The 18,403-nt window shown below is 61.3% G+C and carries 16 protein-coding genes; 11 read left to right on the forward strand and 5 right to left on the reverse strand.

Features of this window, described 5'->3' with window-relative positions; genetic code table 11:
* Nucleotides 1–8 precede the first annotated feature (8 nt).
* From WI754_RS06505 to WI754_RS06520, 4 genes are read left to right on the forward strand one after another with little or no spacing between them, the layout of a single operon-like run.
* A complete protein-coding gene (locus WI754_RS06505) occupies nucleotides 9–1,298 on the forward strand; it encodes a CpaE family protein (RefSeq protein ID WP_349436867.1) in 1,290 nt (429 codons plus the stop codon).
* A 32-nt stretch (nucleotides 1,299–1,330) separates the two neighbouring features.
* Nucleotides 1,331–2,809 (forward strand): CpaF family protein, encoded by a 1,479-nt coding sequence (locus WI754_RS06510; protein WP_349436868.1) that lies wholly within the window; start codon nucleotides 1,331–1,333, stop codon nucleotides 2,807–2,809.
* Between the two features lie 8 nt (nucleotides 2,810–2,817).
* Nucleotides 2,818–3,828: a type II secretion system F family protein gene (locus tag WI754_RS06515; RefSeq protein WP_349436869.1), complete on the forward strand. Its 1,011-nt coding sequence runs from the start codon at nucleotides 2,818–2,820 to the stop codon at nucleotides 3,826–3,828.
* 12 nt (nucleotides 3,829–3,840) lie between these two features.
* The gene (locus tag WI754_RS06520) at nucleotides 3,841–4,827 is read left to right on the forward strand and encodes a type II secretion system F family protein (RefSeq protein WP_349436871.1); all 987 of its coding nucleotides are present in this window, start codon (nucleotides 3,841–3,843) and stop codon (nucleotides 4,825–4,827) included.
* Nucleotides 4,828–4,898: 71 nt separating this feature from the next.
* On the opposite strand, the gene WI754_RS06525 is transcribed toward WI754_RS06520, so the two are convergent.
* Nucleotides 4,899–5,750 (reverse strand): oxidoreductase, encoded by an 852-nt coding sequence (locus WI754_RS06525; protein ID WP_349436872.1) that lies wholly within the window; start codon nucleotides 5,748–5,750, stop codon nucleotides 4,899–4,901.
* A gap of 108 nt (nucleotides 5,751–5,858) precedes the next feature.
* Here WI754_RS06525 and WI754_RS06530 point away from each other — a divergent pair, with 108 nt between their 5' ends.
* On the forward strand, nucleotides 5,859–6,749 hold the full coding sequence (locus WI754_RS06530) for a LysR family transcriptional regulator (RefSeq protein ID WP_349436873.1): 891 nt from the start codon (nucleotides 5,859–5,861) through the stop codon (nucleotides 6,747–6,749).
* A gap of 11 nt (nucleotides 6,750–6,760) precedes the next feature.
* Here WI754_RS06530 and WI754_RS06535 read toward each other — a convergent pair whose 3' ends face one another.
* Nucleotides 6,761–7,585 carry a tetratricopeptide repeat protein gene (locus WI754_RS06535; protein ID WP_349436875.1) on the reverse strand — a complete coding sequence of 275 codons (825 nt, stop codon included), beginning with the start codon at nucleotides 7,583–7,585 and terminating at the stop codon, nucleotides 6,761–6,763.
* Nucleotides 7,586–7,727: 142 nt separating this feature from the next.
* Here WI754_RS06535 and WI754_RS06540 point away from each other — a divergent pair, with 142 nt between their 5' ends.
* Nucleotides 7,728–9,119: a M17 family metallopeptidase gene (locus WI754_RS06540; protein WP_349436876.1), complete on the forward strand. Its 1,392-nt coding sequence runs from the start codon at nucleotides 7,728–7,730 to the stop codon at nucleotides 9,117–9,119.
* A gap of 177 nt (nucleotides 9,120–9,296) precedes the next feature.
* On the opposite strand, the gene dnaA is transcribed toward WI754_RS06540, so the two are convergent.
* The 3 genes from dnaA to mutM all read right to left on the reverse strand — a co-directional run bounded on the left by dnaA (nucleotide 9,297) and on the right by mutM (nucleotide 13,216).
* Nucleotides 9,297–10,748 (reverse strand): chromosomal replication initiator protein DnaA, encoded by a 1,452-nt coding sequence (gene dnaA, locus WI754_RS06545; RefSeq protein WP_349437746.1) that lies wholly within the window; start codon nucleotides 10,746–10,748, stop codon nucleotides 9,297–9,299.
* Nucleotides 10,749–11,854: 1,106 nt separating this feature from the next.
* Nucleotides 11,855–12,121: a 30S ribosomal protein S20 gene (gene rpsT, locus WI754_RS06550; RefSeq protein ID WP_037125743.1), complete on the reverse strand. Its 267-nt coding sequence runs from the start codon at nucleotides 12,119–12,121 to the stop codon at nucleotides 11,855–11,857.
* Nucleotides 12,122–12,325: 204 nt separating this feature from the next.
* Nucleotides 12,326–13,216, reverse strand: coding sequence for a bifunctional DNA-formamidopyrimidine glycosylase/DNA-(apurinic or apyrimidinic site) lyase (gene mutM, locus WI754_RS06555; RefSeq protein ID WP_349436877.1), 891 nt, complete (start codon nucleotides 13,214–13,216; stop codon nucleotides 12,326–12,328).
* Nucleotides 13,217–13,395: 179 nt separating this feature from the next.
* On the opposite strand from mutM, the gene ubiE reads away from it, so the two are divergent.
* The 5 genes from ubiE (at nucleotide 13,396) to WI754_RS06580 (ending at nucleotide 18,393) form a co-directional block, all read left to right on the forward strand.
* A complete protein-coding gene (gene ubiE, locus WI754_RS06560; protein ID WP_349436878.1) occupies nucleotides 13,396–14,172 on the forward strand; it encodes a bifunctional demethylmenaquinone methyltransferase/2-methoxy-6-polyprenyl-1,4-benzoquinol methylase UbiE in 777 nt (258 codons plus the stop codon).
* A gap of 62 nt (nucleotides 14,173–14,234) precedes the next feature.
* A complete protein-coding gene (gene ubiB / locus WI754_RS06565) occupies nucleotides 14,235–15,809 on the forward strand; it encodes a 2-polyprenylphenol 6-hydroxylase (protein WP_349436879.1) in 1,575 nt (524 codons plus the stop codon).
* A gap of 203 nt (nucleotides 15,810–16,012) precedes the next feature.
* Nucleotides 16,013–16,543 carry a GNAT family N-acetyltransferase gene (locus WI754_RS06570; RefSeq protein ID WP_349436880.1) on the forward strand — a complete coding sequence of 177 codons (531 nt, stop codon included), beginning with the start codon at nucleotides 16,013–16,015 and terminating at the stop codon, nucleotides 16,541–16,543.
* 107 nt (nucleotides 16,544–16,650) lie between these two features.
* Nucleotides 16,651–16,899, forward strand: coding sequence for a hypothetical protein (locus tag WI754_RS06575; RefSeq protein WP_349436881.1), 249 nt, complete (start codon nucleotides 16,651–16,653; stop codon nucleotides 16,897–16,899).
* A gap of 231 nt (nucleotides 16,900–17,130) precedes the next feature.
* Complete coding sequence (locus WI754_RS06580) at nucleotides 17,131–18,393, forward strand: efflux RND transporter periplasmic adaptor subunit (RefSeq protein WP_349436882.1); 1,263 nt, start codon at nucleotides 17,131–17,133, stop codon at nucleotides 18,391–18,393.
* Nucleotides 18,394–18,403 lie beyond the last annotated feature (10 nt).

An 18,403-nucleotide genomic window follows, 5' to 3' on the forward strand; every position in this document is an offset into this window, starting at 1 on the left:
ACAGTACCATGAGCACGATTGACTACAAGATCGAGACCGCTTCCGGTGAGCCGGATGGCTTTGCCGATGCGGTCCGCCCGAGCGACGTCGATCACCTGCGGCCGCTTCCCCGCATCTCCGTGCATGCCTTCTGCGAAACGGAAGCCCTGCAGCGGATGATGGAGCGCTGCGGCCAGGACCGGCGGATGAGCAAGGTCAGTCTGCGGATCAACAGCGGCTCGATCGCCGCTGCTGCCAACATGTTTTCGACCGCGCCGACGCCAAACCTGGTCATTCTTGAAACCTCGACGGAACCGCGCCTGCTAATGGCGGAACTGGCGCCACTTGCCGCCGTCTGCGATCCCTCGACCAAGGTCATCATCATCGGTCGCTACAACGATATCCCGCTCTATCGCGAACTGATCCGCAACGGCATTTCCGAATATATCGTGGCACCGGTCGCCATGCCGGACATTCTAAGCGCCATCGCTACCATCTTCGTCGATCCGGAAGCCGAGCCGCTCGGCCGCAGCATTGCCTTCATCGGCGCCAAGGGCGGTGTCGGTTCTTCGACGCTCGCCCATAATTGCGCCTGGGGCATTTCGAACCTGTTCTCGACCGAGGTAGTGCTTGCCGACCTTGACCTGCCCTACGGCACCGCCAACATCAATTTCGACCAGGACCCGCCGCAGGGTATTTCCGAAGCGGTTTTCTCCCCGGAGCGCCTGGACGAGGTGTTCCTCGATCGCCTCCTGACCAAGTGCTCGCAGCATCTGTCGTTGCTTGCGGCACCGTCCATGCTCGACCGCCCCTATGATTTCGATGCAACGGCGTTCCAGCCGCTGATGGAAATCCTGCTGCGCAATGCGCCGGTCTCCGTGCTCGACGTGCCGCATCTGTGGGCGGACTGGACACGCACGGTGCTGGCGGAAGCCGATGAGGTGGTCGTCGTCGCGGTGCCCGATCTCGCCAACCTGCGCAACGCCAAGAACCTGTTCGATTCGCTGAAGAAAATCCGGCCGAACGACAAGACGCCGCATCTGGTGCTGAACCAGGTCGGCATGCCGAAGCGGCCGGAAATATCACCGGGCGACTTCTGCGATTCACTGGAAATCGAGCCGGTCGCGATCATTCCGTTCGATGCCGTGCTGTTCGGCAATGCGGCCAACAGCGGCCGGATGATTGCCGAGATCGACAAGAAGGCGCCGACGGCCGAGACGTTCTCGCAACTCGCCCATCTCGTGACGGGCAGGGCGACGGCCAAGAAGGCCAAGAAGGGCGGCCTCGGCAAGATGCTCGGGATGCTTGGGCGCAAATAACTGACATTTGAACGAAAATCGGATTTTAGAGCATGTTTGGTAAACGAGGAAACGACGGCTTCGGAAAGGGTGGCTCCATCAGCCCTCCTATGCAAACGCCCGTGCCCGCCGCTGCTCCCGTAGCCGCAACCGAGCGGCAGGCTGCGCCCGTTCTTGCGGAGCCTGCCCGCGAAGCTATGCCGGTGACCCGTGCGCAGCCGTCTCCGCCGCCCATCCGAAAGAAGGCAGCCCGGACCGAGGACTACTACGACACCAAGTCCCAGGTTTTCTCGGCTCTGATCGACACGATCGACCTTTCGCAGCTGGCCAAGCTCGACAACGAGAGCGCACGCGAAGAAATCCGCGATATCGTCAACGACATCATCACGATCAAGAATTTCGCGATGTCGATCTCCGAGCAGGAGGAGCTGCTCGAGGACATCTGCAACGACGTTCTCGGCTACGGTCCGCTGGAACCGCTGCTCGCACGCGACGACATCGCCGACATCATGGTCAACGGCGCCGGCCAAACCTTCATCGAAGTCGGCGGCAAGACGATCGAATCCGAGGTTCGCTTCCGCGACAACGCCCAGCTCCTGTCGATCTGCCAGCGTATCGTCTCCCAGGTCGGCCGGCGCGTCGACGAATCCTCGCCGATCTGCGACGCCCGCCTTCCCGATGGCTCGCGCGTCAACGTCATCGCCCCGCCGCTCGCCATCGACGGCACGGCTCTGACAATTCGTAAGTTCAAGAAAGACAAGCTGAAACTCGACCAGCTGGTCAAGTTCGGCGCCATCACGCCGGAAGGCGCGGTGCTCCTGCAGATCATCGGCCGCGTCCGTTGCAACGTCGTCATCTCCGGCGGTACCGGTTCCGGCAAGACGACCCTCCTCAACTGCCTGACCGGCTATATCGATCTCGATGAACGCGTCATCACCTGCGAGGATACGGCCGAACTGCAACTGCAGCAGCCGCATGTGGTGCGCCTTGAAACCCGGCCCCCGAACATCGAAGGCGAAGGCGAGATCACCATGCGTGATCTCATCAAGAACTGCCTGCGTATGCGGCCCGAGCGGATCATCGTCGGCGAAGTGCGCGGACCAGAAGTCTTCGACTTGCTTCAGGCGATGAACACCGGCCACGACGGCTCGATGGGCACCATCCACGCCAATACGCCGCGCGAATGCCTTGCCCGTATGGAATCGATGATCGCCATGGGCGGCTATACGCTGCCGGCCAAGACCGTCCGCGAAATCATTGCCGGTTCGATCGACATCATTATCCAGGCGGCGCGTCTGCGCGACGGTTCGCGCCGCATCACCCACATCTCCGAAGTCATCGGCATGGAAGGTGACGTCATCATCACTCAGGACCTGATGCGCTACGAGATCGACGGCGAAGACGCCAACGGCAAGATCATCGGCCGCCACAAGTCGACCGGCATCGGCCGCCCGCATTTCTGGGACCGCGCCCGCTATTTCAACGAGGACAAGCGGCTGGCCGCGACGCTCGACGCGATGGAAAAGGACTGATCGTTTTCATGTTCGGAATAGACATCACCATTCTGGCTATCGTCGGTCTCGTCGCCCTTGCAACGGCCGGCCTTGCCTATGGCATCCTGTTCACGCGCATCGAAACCGAGAAGAAGGCCGAAAGCCGCGTCCGCAAGGTGAAATCCGCCGAAACCGACAGGGTCAAGGTCAAGGCGGCGCGCGACCGCATGACCGAGATGTCGAAGCGACGAAAATCGGTACAGGATTCGCTGAAGGATCTCGAGAAAAAGCAGCAGGAAAAATCTGCCAAGGCGAAACCTTCGATGAAGATCAGGCTCATGCAGGCCGGTCTCAAGATATCGATCCCCCAATTCTACATTGCCAGCGTTGTCTTCGGTGTGATTGCTGCCTTGATCGCGCTGATCGCCGGGGCCATGCTGCCGATTGTTGCCGGCATTCTTCTCATCGGCACGGCCGGCTTTCCGCGCTGGTTCGTCAACTTCCTGATCAAGCGCCGCTGCAAGGCATTCCTCAACGAATTTCCCAACGCCCTTGACGTCATGGTGCGATCGATCAAGTCCGGCCTGCCGCTCAACGACGCCATCCGGCTGATCGCCGGTGACGGGCAGGAGCCGGTGAAGACCGAATTCAGACGCATCATCGAGGCGCAGCAGGTCGGCCTCAATATTCCGGAAGCCTGCGCCCGCATGATCAACAGCATTCCGCTGCCGGAGGTCAATTTCTTCGCCATCGTCATCGCCATTCAGGCGCAGGCCGGCGGCAACCTCTCCGAGGCGCTCGGCAACCTCGGCAAGGTGCTGCGCGAACGCAAGAAGATGAAGGCCAAGGTCCAGGCGCTGTCGATGGAAGCCAAGGCATCGGCCTGCATCATCGGCGCCCTGCCATTCATCGTCGCCTTTATGGTCTACATGACGTCTCCGCAATACATGATGATCCTCTTCACCGATCCGCGCGGCCACATCATCATGGGCTGCTCGGCGGTGTGGATGAGCATCGGCATCTGGGTGATGCGCAACATGATCAACTTCGACATCTAGGAAGGCCCCGGCATGAGCGAGGGCATGATCAATACCCTGACCGATCCGAACGTCATCGTCGCCTTTCTGGTGGCGGTGGCGGTGCTGGCGACGTTCTATTCGCTGGCAATACCCTTCTTCGAGAAGGGAAATCTGGACAAACGGATGAAATCCGTTGCCACCGAACGGGAACTGATCCGGGCGCGCGAACGCGCCCGCCTGAATGCCGAGGTGTCCGGCGGCAAGGCATCCCTGCGCGCCCAGAACAACACGTCGGTGCGCCAGATCGTCGAGCGGCTCAACCTGCGCAAGGCGCTGGTCGACGACAAGACCGTCAACCGGCTGAAATCGGCCGGCTACCGGTCGCAGAACGCGCTGAACATGTTTCTGGTCGCCCGCCTGTGCTTGCCGTTTCTGTTCCTTGCGGTTGGCGCGTTCTACATTTTCTTCCTCGGCTATCTCGGCGAAAAACCGTTGCCGATGCGGATCCTCGCCGTCATCGGCATTGGCTATCTTGGCTTCTACGCGCCCAATATCTTCATTTCGAATGCCGTTTCGAAACGCCAGCATTCGATCCGCCGGGCCTGGCCGGACGCGCTTGACCTTTTGCTGATCTGCGTGGAATCGGGCATCTCCATGGAACTCGCGATGCGGCGCGTGGCCGACGAAATCGCCGCGCAGTCGGCCCCGCTGGCCGAGGAACTGGTCCTCACCGTTGCGGAACTCTCCTTCCTGCCCGATCGGCGCATGGCACTGGAAAATCTCGGGACCAGAACCGGGCTGGACGAGGTCAAGTCGGTCATGCAGGCCCTGATCCAGGCGGACCGCTACGGTACGCCGATCGCCCAGGCGCTGCGGGTGCTTGCCCAGGAAAGCCGCGACCAGCGCATGAACGAGGCCGAAAAGAAGGCGGCTGCCCTGCCGCCGAAGCTGACGGTGCCGATGATCCTGTTCTTCCTGCCGGTCCTGATTGCCGTTATTCTCGGGCCGGCCGGAATCCAGGTTTCGGACAAGTTCTGAGCCCAAGCACCCGGCGCAGAATGCAGACACGACAAAGCACCGCCCTCCGAGGGCGGTGCTTTGTCTTTCAGTCACTTGGCGGCAACGGTCTCGACCGGAAAGTCCGTCGATTCAGAAAGCTTGCGCCATATTTCGACCTCGCGAGCAACGCTGGCGTTTTTCTCGCTGATCGCCGACAGCGTATCGGTGCCGAAGGGCATGCGCAGTGGCGGGTTCTCCGCATTGGCGAGCGTGATCATCGCTTTCGCAAGCCGCGCGGGATCGCCGGGCTGGCCGTGGTTCTTGGCCCCCGCGAAGTCGCGCATGGCGCCTGCCGGTGTCCGTTCGTAGTCGGCAATCGAACTCGGGCTGATGACGAGCGAGGTTTCGTCCAGAAAGTCGGTGCGGAAGAAACCCGGCTCGACGACGGTGACATCGATCCCCAGCGGCTTGACCTCGGTCGCCAGCGATTCCGAAAGACCCTCGATGGCGAACTTGGTCGAACCGTAGACACCCCAGCCGGGAAAGCCGGTATAGCCGCCGATCGACGAGATGTTCATGACATGACCAGAGCGCTGCCGACGCATGTGCGGCAACACCGCCCGCGTCACCTTCAGCAGACCGAAGACATTCGTCGCATAGAGCTTTTCGACCTCCTCGGCCGTTGCCTCCTCGACGGCGCCGAGCAAGCCGTAGCCCGCATTGTTGAGCAGGACATCGATCTTGCCGAAACGCTTGACGGCCTGTTCGACAGCGGCAAATGCCTGTCTCTCATTGGTGACGTCGAGGGCGACGGCAAGGAGATTGGGGTGATTGCCAAAGCGGTCGATGACGGTCTGCGGATTGCGCGCCGTTGCGACGACGGCATCGCCAGCATTGAGGGCTTCCTGGGTGATGAGGGCGCCGAAGCCGCGGGACGCGCCAGTGATGAACCATACACGCATGACGTTTTCCTTTCGTCGTTGGAATTTGCTTGCAGGAACAACGTAACTCAGCATGATAGATGAGATAATCTAGTTTCTCTTCCGCAACTCAGTGAGGAAACTTCATCAATGCGTCGAATTCGGGCTCAGGACCTGTCCGTCTTTCTGGCGATAGCCCAGCATCGGAGCTTCCGGAAGGCCGCGGTCGATCTCGGCGTGACCGCCTCGGCGCTTTCCCATGCATTGCGCGCGATCGAGGAGCGGCTGGATGTTCGGCTCGTTAACCGGACCACGCGGGGTGTCGGCCTGACTGAGGCCGGTGAGCGGCTTTTCGAACGGGTCCGCCCGGCCTTTCTCGACATCGACGCGGCATTGGAAGAGCTGGACACATTCCGCGGCCGACCGTTGGGGAAACTTCGAATCAACGCACCTCGCGCCGCCGCAAAGCTCGTGCTGCTGCCGACCGTTGCACGGTTCCTCAGTGAGCATCCCGCAATCGAGGTCGAGATCGTCGTCGACGACGCGCTTGTCGATATGGTGTCCGGCGGCTTCGACGCGGGCGTCCGGTTCGGCGAGACGATCGCGGCGGACATGATCGCCATTCCGATCGGGCCGCGTCACCGCTTCACGGTCGTTGCCTCACCCGATCATTTCGAGCGGCATGCGAAGCCGGTTACGCCTTACGATCTGAAAAATCATCCCTGCATCCGCTACCGGTTTGCCAGTGGAGCCTTCTACCGCTGGGAGTTCGAACGGGGTGGCCTTGAAGTCGATATGGATGTCCAGGGGCCGCTGACGCTCGGTGATCAGGACATCATGCTGCAGGCTGCGATGGACGGTGCGGGGCTCGCCTATGTCTTCGAAAGTCAGGCGAGCCGAGCAGTCGCGGAGGGGCGGCTGGTCAGCGTTCTGGAGGACTGGTGCCCCTATTATCCAGGCTTTTTCCTCTACTATCCCAGCAGACGGCAGCTGCCCGGGCCGTTGCGCGCCTTCCTGGATTTCGTGAGGGCTAAGCGCTGAGCCGACGTTCGTCAGTTCGTGGCCTTGTCTTCCTTGGAGAGCTTCTGCCAAGCGTTCTGCTGCGACATGATCGAGCGCAGATATTTGACATTGGCTTCCGCCTGATCGGGAGAAAGCTCCTGCCGGGCGATCTGCTCGGCTTCGGCAAAACGTCCCTGCAGTCCGACGGCTAGCGCCAGGTTCTGCCGGACGCTGCTGTCGGCGCCGGGCTGGCTGACCGCCGATTTCAGATAGGTTTCAGCCGTTTTCAGGTCCTTGTTCAGAAGATAGGACATCCCGAGATTGGAAAGGACCGTCGGCTCGTTCGGCTGGATGTCGAGCGCCTCGCGATAACGTTGACGCGCTTCGGACGCGCGGCCGAGCTGGTCGAGGATTGCGCCTTCCGCCGATTTCAACTTCCAGTCCGGACGGTCCGGCGTCTGGGCGCGGGAAATCGTGTTCAACGCCTGTTCCAGTTGACCCGCAGCAGCTTGCGATTTGCCATAGGCGGCGAGCACTTCGCGGTCTGTCGGGTAGTTGATCGCCACCTGCTGCATCACCGCCAGGGCCTGCGCATTGCGGCCGGTCATTCTGAGCATATTGGCATAATTCAAGCCTGCATTGCGGTCCTTGGGATTGCGCTCATAGGCCTCGCCGATGCTCTCCGCCGCTGCTGCAAGTTCCGTCGCGTTCATCGACTGAACCGGCTTGGAGAAATTGGCCGTCGGAATGGAGCCGGTCGTCAGCTCCTTCTTTTGCGTCGCACAGCCGGACAGCGCCAGCGCGACGAAGGCCGCCAGAGAGGCGGCTTTCAGAAACCGGTGATGGGAAAGAGACGAGTGTCCGCGTGACGTCATTGCCAATGCCCCTTAAGCAATTCGATAGAGCACCGGATGCAATCCCCAACAAATCGGCGCAATCTTCACTCCAGCAATAATCTGTTAACCCTAACAGAGCGTTAATCGGGTGATTCTGCACCGTGCCTTCTTAAGGATTTCCATGGCCTCCTATCAATTCATCGACCGTCCGTCGCCGTTCAACACCAGTGCCGGCAAGACCCTGCCGATCTTCGCGGTGACACCGGCCCATATCGATCTCGGCGCAATCGATCCGATCGCGCTCGACTGGGCACGCAAGGCGGGCTTCAAGGCGGAATCCGGCGCGGTTCTGCTGATCCCCTCGCAAGACGGCCAGCTCGGCGGCGCGCTGTTCGGGCTGGGCGCCAATCCGTCGGAAGCACCGTTCCTGACCGGCAAGCTGGCGCGCGCGCTGCCAGCCGGAAAATGGCATATCGAGACCGCGCCGCTGACGGCCAACCGCCTGGCGCTCGGCTACGGCCTCGGCTCTTACCGCTTCGACCGCTACAAGGCTGCGGCGAGCGAAGCGCCGACCTTGATGATCCCGGCCGATGCCGATGCCGCCGATATCAAGCGCCAGCTTGCGGGTGTTTTCCTCGCCCGCGATCTCATCAACATGCCGACCAACGACATGGGGCCGAATGCGCTGGAGGAGGCCTTCCGGGCGCTCGGCGAGCACTACAAGGCAAAGGTTTCCGTCGTTTCCGGCGACGATCTGCTGAAGCAGAACTTTCCGCTGATCCACACCGTCGGCCGCGCCAGCGCCGAAGCGCCGCGGCTGCTGGAAATGCGTTGGGGCAAGAAGGGGCATCGCAAGGTGACGCTGGTCGGCAAGGGCGTTTGCTTCGACACGGGTGGCCTCGACATCAAGCCGGCGGCCTCAATGCTTCTGATGAAGAAGGACATGGGCGGTGCTGCCAATGTCATGGGCTTGGCGCTGATGATCATGGATGCGAAGCTCAAGGTCGATCTCAGGGTGCTCGTGCCCGTCGTCGAAAACTCGATCTCCGCCAATGCCTTCCGGCCGGGCGATATCTATCGCAGCCGCAAGGGCCTGACGGTGCAGATCGACAACACCGACGCCGAAGGTCGCCTGATCCTTGCCGATGCGCTCGCCTATGCGGACGAGGAGGAAGCCGATCTCATCATCGACATGGCGACGCTGACCGGCGCCGCCCGCGTCGCGCTTGGCCCGGACCTGCCGCCCTTCTACACCGACGACGAGGATCTGGCCCATGATCTGACCGAAGCGAGCCTCACGGTCGACGATCCGCTCTGGCGCATGCCGCTCTACAAGGGTTACGAGAAGGACATCTCAGCCCGCATCGCCGATCTCACCAATGCGCCGTCGGGCGGCATGGCCGGATCGATCACTGCGGCGCTCTTTCTCAAGCGCTTCGTGACCAACAGCAAGAGCTGGGCCCATTTCGACATCTTCGGCTGGGCCCCGACCGAACGCCCGCACTCGCCGCTTGGCGGCGAGGCGCAGGCGATCCGCGCGCTGTATCATCTGATCGCGAAGGGGAAGAAGTAGGTCGTTCGCTTGCGGAGGGCTTCCCCCCTCTGTCACCTCAAGGGGGGAGATCGTTCGTGCCGCTCATAAGCGCAAGTAAGGGGCGCACGATAGTCGCTGTCAATCTCCCCCTTGAGGGGGAGATGTCCCGGAGGGACAGGGGGGTAAACCCTCTTCAGATGAGGACCCGATGGTCCACTACTCGTTGATCAGCCGCTTCAAGAGCTCGATCTCGTGGCTGAGCTTCGTGTCGCCGGAAATCAGGTCTTCGATCTTGCGCACGGCGTGCAGCACCGTCGTATGGTCGCGCCCGCCAAAACGGCGGCCGATTTCCGGGAAGGAGCGGGGAGTGAGCGTCTTGGCCAGATACATGGCGATCTGGCGCGGCTTGACGATGACCCGCGTGCGGCGGTTGGAGACCAGTTCCTGCCGCGACACATTGTAGTGCTTGGCGACGACGCGCTGGATGTCCTCGATGCGAACCCGGCGCGGCTCGCCGGCATTGACCAGATGGCCGAGCAGCTCATCAACGCGCTCGATCGACAGCTGCGGCTCGAAGCTGCGGCGGAAGAGCAGCTGGTTGAAGGCGCCTTCCAGCTCGCGGCCGCTCGCCGTGATATTGCGGGCGACGTGACTCAGGATATCGGCCGGGATATCCAGCGAGGCATCGTCCTGCCGGGCGACCTCGAGGCGGCGCTTGAGAATTTCGAGGCGCATCTCGTAGTCAGGGCCGTCCATTTCGATGGCAACGCCACCCTGCAGCCGCGAGCGAACGCGCGGATCGAGCGATTCCAGTTCCCACGGCGCCCGGTCGGCAGCAACGACGACCTGCTTGGCGCTGTCGAGCAGCATGTTGAGAAGATGGCAGAATTCATGCTGGATCGACTTGCCCTGCAGGAACTGCATGTCGTCGATCACCAGAAGATCGATGTTGCGCAGCGTTTCCTTGAGCGAGAGCGCGTCATTGTCGCGGATCGCGGTTGCAAAGCGCCACATGAAATACTCGGCCGTCAGGTAGACGACGCGCGGTACGCGCGGGCTCTGGATCGCCGCCGTGGCGATTGCCTGCAACAGATGCGTCTTGCCAAGACCGACCGTCGAATGGACGAACAGCGGGTTGAAACGCACGGCACCGGCGCCGGCCTCGGCGATCGTCTTTGCAGCGGCAAGGGCGACGCGGTTCGAGGAGCCCTCGACGAAGCTTTCGAAGGTGTAGCGTGGATCGAGCGGCGAACCGAACAACGGTCCCGCGACCGGCTGCTGCTTCTGAAGAGTGCTGACCGTGGCTGCGGCATGATGGGCAAGCGGCTGCGCCGATGCCCGGCGCGCAGTTGCCGGTGCGACTGTGTCGGTGTGGTTTGCCTGCGGGGCATCCTCGTGAAGGCCGGGCCGCGCGCCGCGTGTGGCACTGCGCACCAGGATTTCCACCTTCAGGATCTCCGCATCCTCCTGCTGGAAGAGGTTGGTGATCAAGTCGAGATAGCGGTTGTTGATCCAGGATTTCAGAAAGGTCGTCGGTACAGATAGCCGCACGACGCTCTTTGAGACGGAGTGCAGTTTCAACCGGCCGAACCAACTGGCAAAAACATCGGCGCCCACCTGGGCTTTCAAGCGCGCACTGACCCGCTCGAAAAGCGCGCTATGGCCCATCTCGCCTTTTTCCGCTGCCGCACCGCCAGACGGGTTTGCCGCGATCTGACGTCCATTCTCCCCGTTTTCGAATACAATCGCCGCCGTCACCGAATTACTTAGCATATTGCCGCCTTCCAATATCATTCCGCGACGCCGTCATTGCTGCCGGCGTCAGCCTTTATGTTTGTCGTGAACGGCCCTTGTTCAAAGGCATGCCGCCCAATTCAAACGCTCTCCGTGCCAAAAGAGGAATCCTCATCTTCCTCTTTTGGTCCGGTTTCCGTGCAAATCCGTTTGGCCTAAAGGCAAAACGCATGTCCCGCTTGCACGGGTTCATTCCAGTGTCCGGTGCCGGCCCTCGTGTAAATGCCGGTTCCGTTCAGTCCCTCGTCCCTCGACCGGCCTTTCCCGACCCTCGTTACAAAAAGGGCAGGCCAGTTGCTGCGAATGCGTCCTCGTCCGCATTGCGGCCACCATCTCTGCGCAGCACGGTAAAGCCGTCGCTGACGCATGATCGGGTGTCTCGAGGTTGTACCCACGTTTACAATCATAGATAGCAAAGTGTCATTCCGAGCAAACATGTTGCGCGGCTGAAAACACCCTGTACTGATTGATGGAACGTTGTGGAACCACCCCGTTACAGAAGGTTCAAGTGAAACTGCGCAGCCCGTTGAAAGGCCGCCTTTTCATCTTGTCTACAGGTATCCCCCGCGCCTTCTGTGGGAGGCATTTAGGCAGGATCGTGACACAAGATCAATCGTGATTTTTACGGTTCGGTAAGAGCTGGGCGTTGACTCTCATAGCGTGTCCTGCATCGGCCAGAAGCCTGCGCAAGAGAATCGCTTTTGAATCAAGGGCTTTGATTTTTGGCCCGGAAGTTAGCTGGCGAAAAACAAAAAAAATAAAAAATATCTTGACTCGCCACGCGCCTTAACGGGCCTTGGGTGGACCGGCATGTGTCCGAGCATCCTCGCGCAAATGACTGATTTTATTAAAAAAAATATGTCATTGTGCTGACATGTTGTCTTGCTCAAGGATTGGGCATCGACGGGCGGTCAGTGCGAATCGGAAAAGCCCAGTCGCAAGACCGGGCTAAATCGTTGATGAAATTTTAGTAAGCCGGCTTAGGCCGAAAGCGACTTTACGCGGTTCGCGAGACGCGACACCTTGCGCGATGCCGTATTGGCATGCAGCACGCCCTTCGTGGCGGCGCGCATCAGTTCCGGCTGGGCTGCCTTCAGGGCTGCCTGGGCAAGAGCCTGGTCGCCGGAAGCAATGGCTTCTTCGACCTTGCGGATGAAACCGCGAACGCGCGAACGGCGGGACTTGTTGACTTCCGTGCGGCGGGCGATCTTGCGGGTCGCTTTTTTCGCCGAAGTTGTATTAGCCATTTGGTGTCTCTCTTCGAAATCTGACAAAAACTCCCAATTCGCCGTGCCGGGTCACTGCGACCTGTCGTCCAAGCAATTCGGGAGCAATATCGGAAAACCTTGGAGCGGCTTTCCAAACTGAGGGCGGCATATAACCCTAAACACCGCCTCAGTCAACGCGCTATTTTTGAAAACGCGGCCGCAGGGCTGAGACCACTGGCGCCGCTACTTCTGGCATTTCGGGCAATGGAATGTCGAGCGTCCGGCCTGGACGACACGCGCAACGGTTCCGCTGCAACCTGGTGTCCGGCAAGGCTCGCCCTCGCGATCATAAACCGAGAAGGAGTGCTGGAAGTAGCCGAGCGTACCGTCCGTCTGGATATGGTCGCGCAACGACGAGCCGCCGGCTGCGATCGCATCGGCGACCACGGCACGGATTGCCTCGGTGAGGAGCACAAGCGCCTTCTTCGGTTTTCCCCTGGAATCGACCAGCGTGCCGGCGGCCCTCATCGGGGAGAGACCGGAGCGCCACAGCGCCTCACAGACATAGATATTGCCGAGACCGGCAATATTCTTCTGGTCGAGCAGCGCCGATTTGAGCGGCTGCGCCTTGCCGGCAAAGCGCGCGGCGAGATAGGCGGCGTCGAGCACGTTGCCGGTCGGCTCCTCGCCAAGATCGCGGAAAAAGACGTGGCTTGCGAGCGTGTCGCGCTTGGTGACGTCCATGAAGCCGAAGCGGCGCGGGTCGTTATAGATCACGCGGGCTGGCCCCTTGGTGCTCACAAGATGAAAGACAACATGGTCGTGCTTCTCATCCTTGCCGCGCGGATGATGAAAATCGCCTGGCGTCTGGGACGCCGCACCTTCCTCGACGCGAAAGGAGCCGGACATGCCGAGATGCGCAATGATGACATCCCCGCCCTCCAGGTCTATCAGGAGATATTTCGCCCGCCGCCCGAGCGACAGGATGCGCCGGCCGGAAACGAGCGTGGAGAAATCGGCCGGGAAAGGAAAGCGCAGGTCGGGCCGACGCAGCTCCGCCCGCACCAAGAGCGCGCCTTCCATGGCCGGCGTCAGTCCCCGCCTAACGGTTTCCACCTCGGGAAGTTCCGGCATCAATATCTCCTTCACGCCAAATGAATGAACTTATTTGGCAATTCCAATCGCCGCGTACATATCCTATAGCAGGCCGGCAAGGGCTGGAATGCCGCAGGCAGGCGTCTCTTGGAGAGATAGCGTGGATCAAGCGAATTCGCTATGGTCGGCGCAACAGTGATGGAACGGAGTATTTCGGAATGACAGGTGAGCGCACGTCTGCCGATGGCGGCATGGAAACCTCCTACGGTTTTCGCCAGGTTGGCCAGGGCGAGAAGCAGGCGCTCGTCAACGATGTGTTCCACAAGGTCGCCAAGCGCTACGACATCATGAACGACGTCATGTCCATGGGGCTGCACCGGGCCTGGAAGGATGCGATGATCTCGGCGCTCAATCCGCGCAGTTCCGAGGACTACAAGGTTCTCGACGTGGCCGGCGGCACCGGCGATATCGCCTTCCGCATCGTCGAGGCCTCAGACCGCAAGGCGCATGCAACCGTGCTCGACATCAACGGCTCGATGCTCTCCGTTGGCGCCGAGCGCGCCGAAAAGAAGGGGCTGACGCCCAACCTCACCTTCGTCGAGGCCAATGCCGAGGAACTGCCCTTCGAGGCCAATTGCTTCGACGCCTATACGATCGCCTTTGGCATCCGCAACGTGCCGCGCATCGATGTCGCCCTGTCGGAGGCCTATCGCGTGCTGAAGCGCGGCGGCCGGCTGCTGGTTCTGGAGTTCTCCGAGGTCGATATGCCGCTGCTCGACAAGGTCTACGACACCTGGTCGTTCAACGCGATCCCGAAATTCGGCAAGATGGTCACCGGCGACGCCGAGCCCTACCAGTATCTGGTGGAATCGATCCGCAAGTTTCCAAACCAGCGGGATTTCGCCGCCATGATCACCAAGGCCGGCTTCTCCCGCGTCAATTTCACCAATTACACCGGCGGTATCGCCGCGCTGCATTCCGCCTGGAAGATCTGACGCATGATGGCCACCTTCGTGAAGCGCGCTGAGCGCCTCGCCCTGCGCAACGGCAAGGCATCATGAGTACACCCGGAGCCTATGCGCGCCTGGTCCGGATCGGCTGGGTGCTGGTGCGCGAGGGGGTTATCTCCGCCCTGCCGTCGGAAAACCTGCCGCCTCTGATCGGCGTCGCGCAATCCTTTGCCGGTCTCTTTGCCCGCCGTCGTGCCAGACAGGAGGGCCGCAGCGACAGGCTTGCCCGCGCTATCGAGCGACTGGGGCCATCCTATGTGAAGATCGGCCAGTTCCTGGCCACCCGCCCGGACGTCGTCGGCGCCGATTTCGCCGAAGACCTTTCCTTCCTGCAGGATCGGATGGCGACCTTCCCGGTGGAGGAGGCGCGTGCCGCCATCGAGGGGTCGCTCGGCCGCCCGGTCGCCGATCTCTATTCTGATTTCGGCGAACCAATCGCCGCCGCCTCGATTGCCCAGGTTCATCCTGCCATGGTCCTGCGCGACGGCGTCGAGCAAAAGGTCGCCGTCAAGGTGATCCGCCCCGGCGTGCGCCAGCGTTTTGCCCATGACCTGGAGGCGATGTTCCTTGTGTCGCACCTGCAGGAGCGCTTCCTGCCAAATACGCGCCGGCTTCGTCCGGTCGAGGTGACGAAGACGCTGGAGCAGACCACCAAGGTCGAGATGGACCTGCGGCTTGAGGCTGCAGCCCTGTCGGAACTCGGCGAGAATGCGGCCGACGATCCCGGTTTCCGCGTGCCAAAGGTCGATTGGGAGCGTACCGGCCGCGATGTCGTGACGATGGAGTGGATCGATGGCATCAAGATGTCGGATGTCGAGGGCCTGCGCCGCGCGGGGCATGACCTGAACGGGCTTGCCGATACGCTGATCCAGTCCTTCCTGCGCCACACGCTGCGCGACGGCTTCTTCCATGCCGACATGCATCAGGGCAATCTTTTCGTCGATCAGAAAGGCATGGTCGTCGCTGTCGATTTCGGTATCGTTGGTCGTCTCGGTAAGAAGGAACGCCGATTCCTCGCCGAAATCCTCTACGGTTTCATCACCCGCGACTATCGGCGTGTCGCCGACGTGCATTTCGAGGCCGGCTATGTGCCCGGTCATCACAATGTCGCAAGTTTTGCCCAGGCGATCCGCGCCATCGGCGAGCCGATCCACGGCCAGCCGGCCGAAACCATCTCGATGGCCAAGCTCTTGACGCTGCTGTTCGAGGTCACCGAGCTCTTCGACATGCAGACCCGGCCGGAACTGGTCATGCTGCAGAAGACCATGGTCGTTGTCGAAGGCGTGGCCCGCACGCTCAATCCGCGCTTCAACATGTGGAAGGCCTCCGAGCCAGTGGTCGGCGCCTGGATCCGCGACAATCTCGGCCCCAAACGGATCGTCTCCGACGTGCGGGATGGGCTTCATGCGGCCCTCAGGCTTGCAGAGGCAGCACCCGAGATAGCGGCAAAAACGGAGAGGTTCTCTCGCGACCTGACGGGCATGGCCGAAAACGGCCTGCGTTTTGACGAGGAGACCGCCGAGGCGATCGGCCGTTCGGAAGCGCGCCACAGCCGCTCCGGCCGCCTGGCGCTCTGGGTCATTGCGCTGACGCTGCTTTATATCGCCTGGCGGGCCTTCTGAGGGCTTGTCCTTGCGTTTGTGGCAAGAGCGGTTAAAGTCCGGATCATGAAACGCGCGACCACGCACCTTGTGATGACCTGCATGTACCCTCAAGGGTGCGCAGGATCGGTGCTGGGCTAAGAGCGCTTTCATCCTGTGGACCCTGCCGAGGCAGGTAGGGTCACAGCGCTTCTTCCTTCCTCGGATCAAAGACGAGGATCGTCATGAAGCAAACTGAACCAACACCCGCTCCGCCGTTGACCGACGTTTTGCACATCCGTGCCTCGCGTCCCAACGACTATGAGCAGATTGCGGCCATCATGAACCTTCCCGGGGTGCGGCACGGCACATTGCGCCTGCCCCACACCAGGCCCGAGCAGATCCGGACATGGCTGGAGGCGCCGCCGGATGGCGGATTGCAGCTTGTTGCCGAGCGAAGCGGGATCATCCTGGGAGCCGCCGGTCTCCATCGGCAAAGGGATCGTCGGTACCACGCGGCCGTGCTCGGCATGAGCATCCACGACGATCATCGAAGGCAGGGTATCGGCAAGGCGCTCATGTTGGAACTTCTCGATGCCGCAGACAAATGGCTGAACATCATGCGCATCGAACTGACCGTCTTTACCGACAATGCGGCGGCCATCGCGCTGTATGAGGCGGTCGGCTTTGAAGCCGAGGGTGTTCACAGGGCCTATGCCTTCCGCGACGGAAAATTTGCGGATGTCGTGGCCATGGCTCGGATCAGAAAATCATAAGCGCAGGCAGCCTGTTCCATTGGGAACTGCGCGGTTTCCGCAGTCGTGAGATTGTCCTTCTCAAGGATGAGGCGGGCTCATCCAGCCAAACACCCTAGGAGACCACCATGCGTAAACTGATCATCGCTTCCATCGTTGCCGCTGGCGCGGCTCTTTCTTTCGCAGCTCCGTCCCAGGCCGGCGGTTACTACGGCGGCGGCTATCACGATTACGGCGGCTACTACGGCGGCCACCACTACGGTCACAAGCGCCACTACTACAAGAGCTATTACGAGCCCCATTGCTGGATCAAGAAGGTCCGCGAGTACGACTACTACGGCAACCTGGTCGTCAAGCGCATCAGGGTCTGCAACTGATCCGGCCTCCCCGGCAGAGCAGCACTGGCGAAACCGGCGGTTCCCACCGCCGGTTTTTTCGTTGCATGCCTGGCGCTGAAGACAAGAGGCTGGTCGCGGAAACATTATGAAACGAAAAACAGGAAACATTACAAAGATTTCATGCTGCTGGACTTCATTAAGGCGTAGTTGCAACCTAGTTAGTTCGGGAATTGTTCGGCCCGATGTCAAAATAGTCTGAAAGTTGCTTGAATGGCGGATGCCACCCGGAAAATTGCCCCCGCGATCGTCGAGGATGATGAACCCATTGTTCAGCCTGCGCCAGCACGCAAGAAACAGGCCCGATCGAGGCGGTGGTGGCTGATCCTGCCGGTTCTGATCGCTGTCGTTGGCGCTGGCTGGTACGGCTGGTCGACCTATGGCAAACAGAGCGCCACCGACGCCGTCGTCACCGAGGCGCCGTTGCGCGGCGATATCGAAAACAGCGTCACGGCAACGGGGCTCTTGAGCCCGATCAAGGATGTCGACGTCGGCGCCCAGGTCTCCGGCCAGCTGAAAAGCCTGAAGGTCGAGATCGGCGACAGCGTCAAGCAGGGGCAGTTGATCGCCGAGATCGACAGCGCCTCGATCGAGACGCAGATCGAGATCGCCGAGGCCGAGCTTGCCAATCTCAAGGCCCAGATGATCGACAAGAACGCGCAGGTCGTCCTGTCCGCGGCCAATCTGACGCGTCAGCGCGCGCTTGTCGCAGGCAATAGTGCCGCCCAGTCGGCGCTCGACGAGGCGGTCGCGGCACTTGCGACGGCGGAGGCCAATGTGGATGCGCTGAAGGCACAGATCCGTAAGCAGGAAGCGACGCTGAAAGATGCCCGCATCAGCCTCGGCTATACCAAGATTTATGCACCGATGACCGGCACGGTCGTCGATACGTCGGCGACGGAGGGCCAGACGCTGAACGCCAACCAGACGGCGCCGACGATCGTCACAATTGGCGATCTTTCGACGATGACGGTCGAGGCGGAGGTGTCGGAAGCAGACGTCGGCAAGCTGAAGATGGGCATGGACGCCTATTTCACGCTGCTCGGCCAGCCCGGCAAGCGCTACCCCGGCACGCTGCGCCAGATCAAGCCGACGCCGTCGACCGAAAACAACGTCGTGCTTTATTACGCCCTGTTCGACGTGCCCAATCCGAAGGGGACGCTGATGATGAACATGACGGCGCAGGTTTTCTTCGTACAGTCATCGGCCAGGAACGTGCTGACGATCCCCGTTGCAGCGGTCCGCTCCGGTGCTGATGACAAGTCCGGCGAAGTCACCGTCGTCACCGCCTCCGGAGCCCGCGAGACCCGCAAGATCGAGACCGGCATCCGCAACCGCGTGCGTGTCGAGATCAAGCAGGGTCTTTCCGTAGACGACGCCGTCGTGGTCGGCACCGGCTCGACGGACGAGGCGGCGTCCTCGTCCAAGCAGTCCAATTCCCGACGCGGCATGGGCGGCATGCCGCCAATGTTCTAAGGTCGCGCCC

Origin of the sequence: Pararhizobium sp. A13 (assembly GCF_040126305.1) — a bacterium.
GTDB lineage: Bacteria > Pseudomonadota > Alphaproteobacteria > Rhizobiales > Rhizobiaceae > Pararhizobium.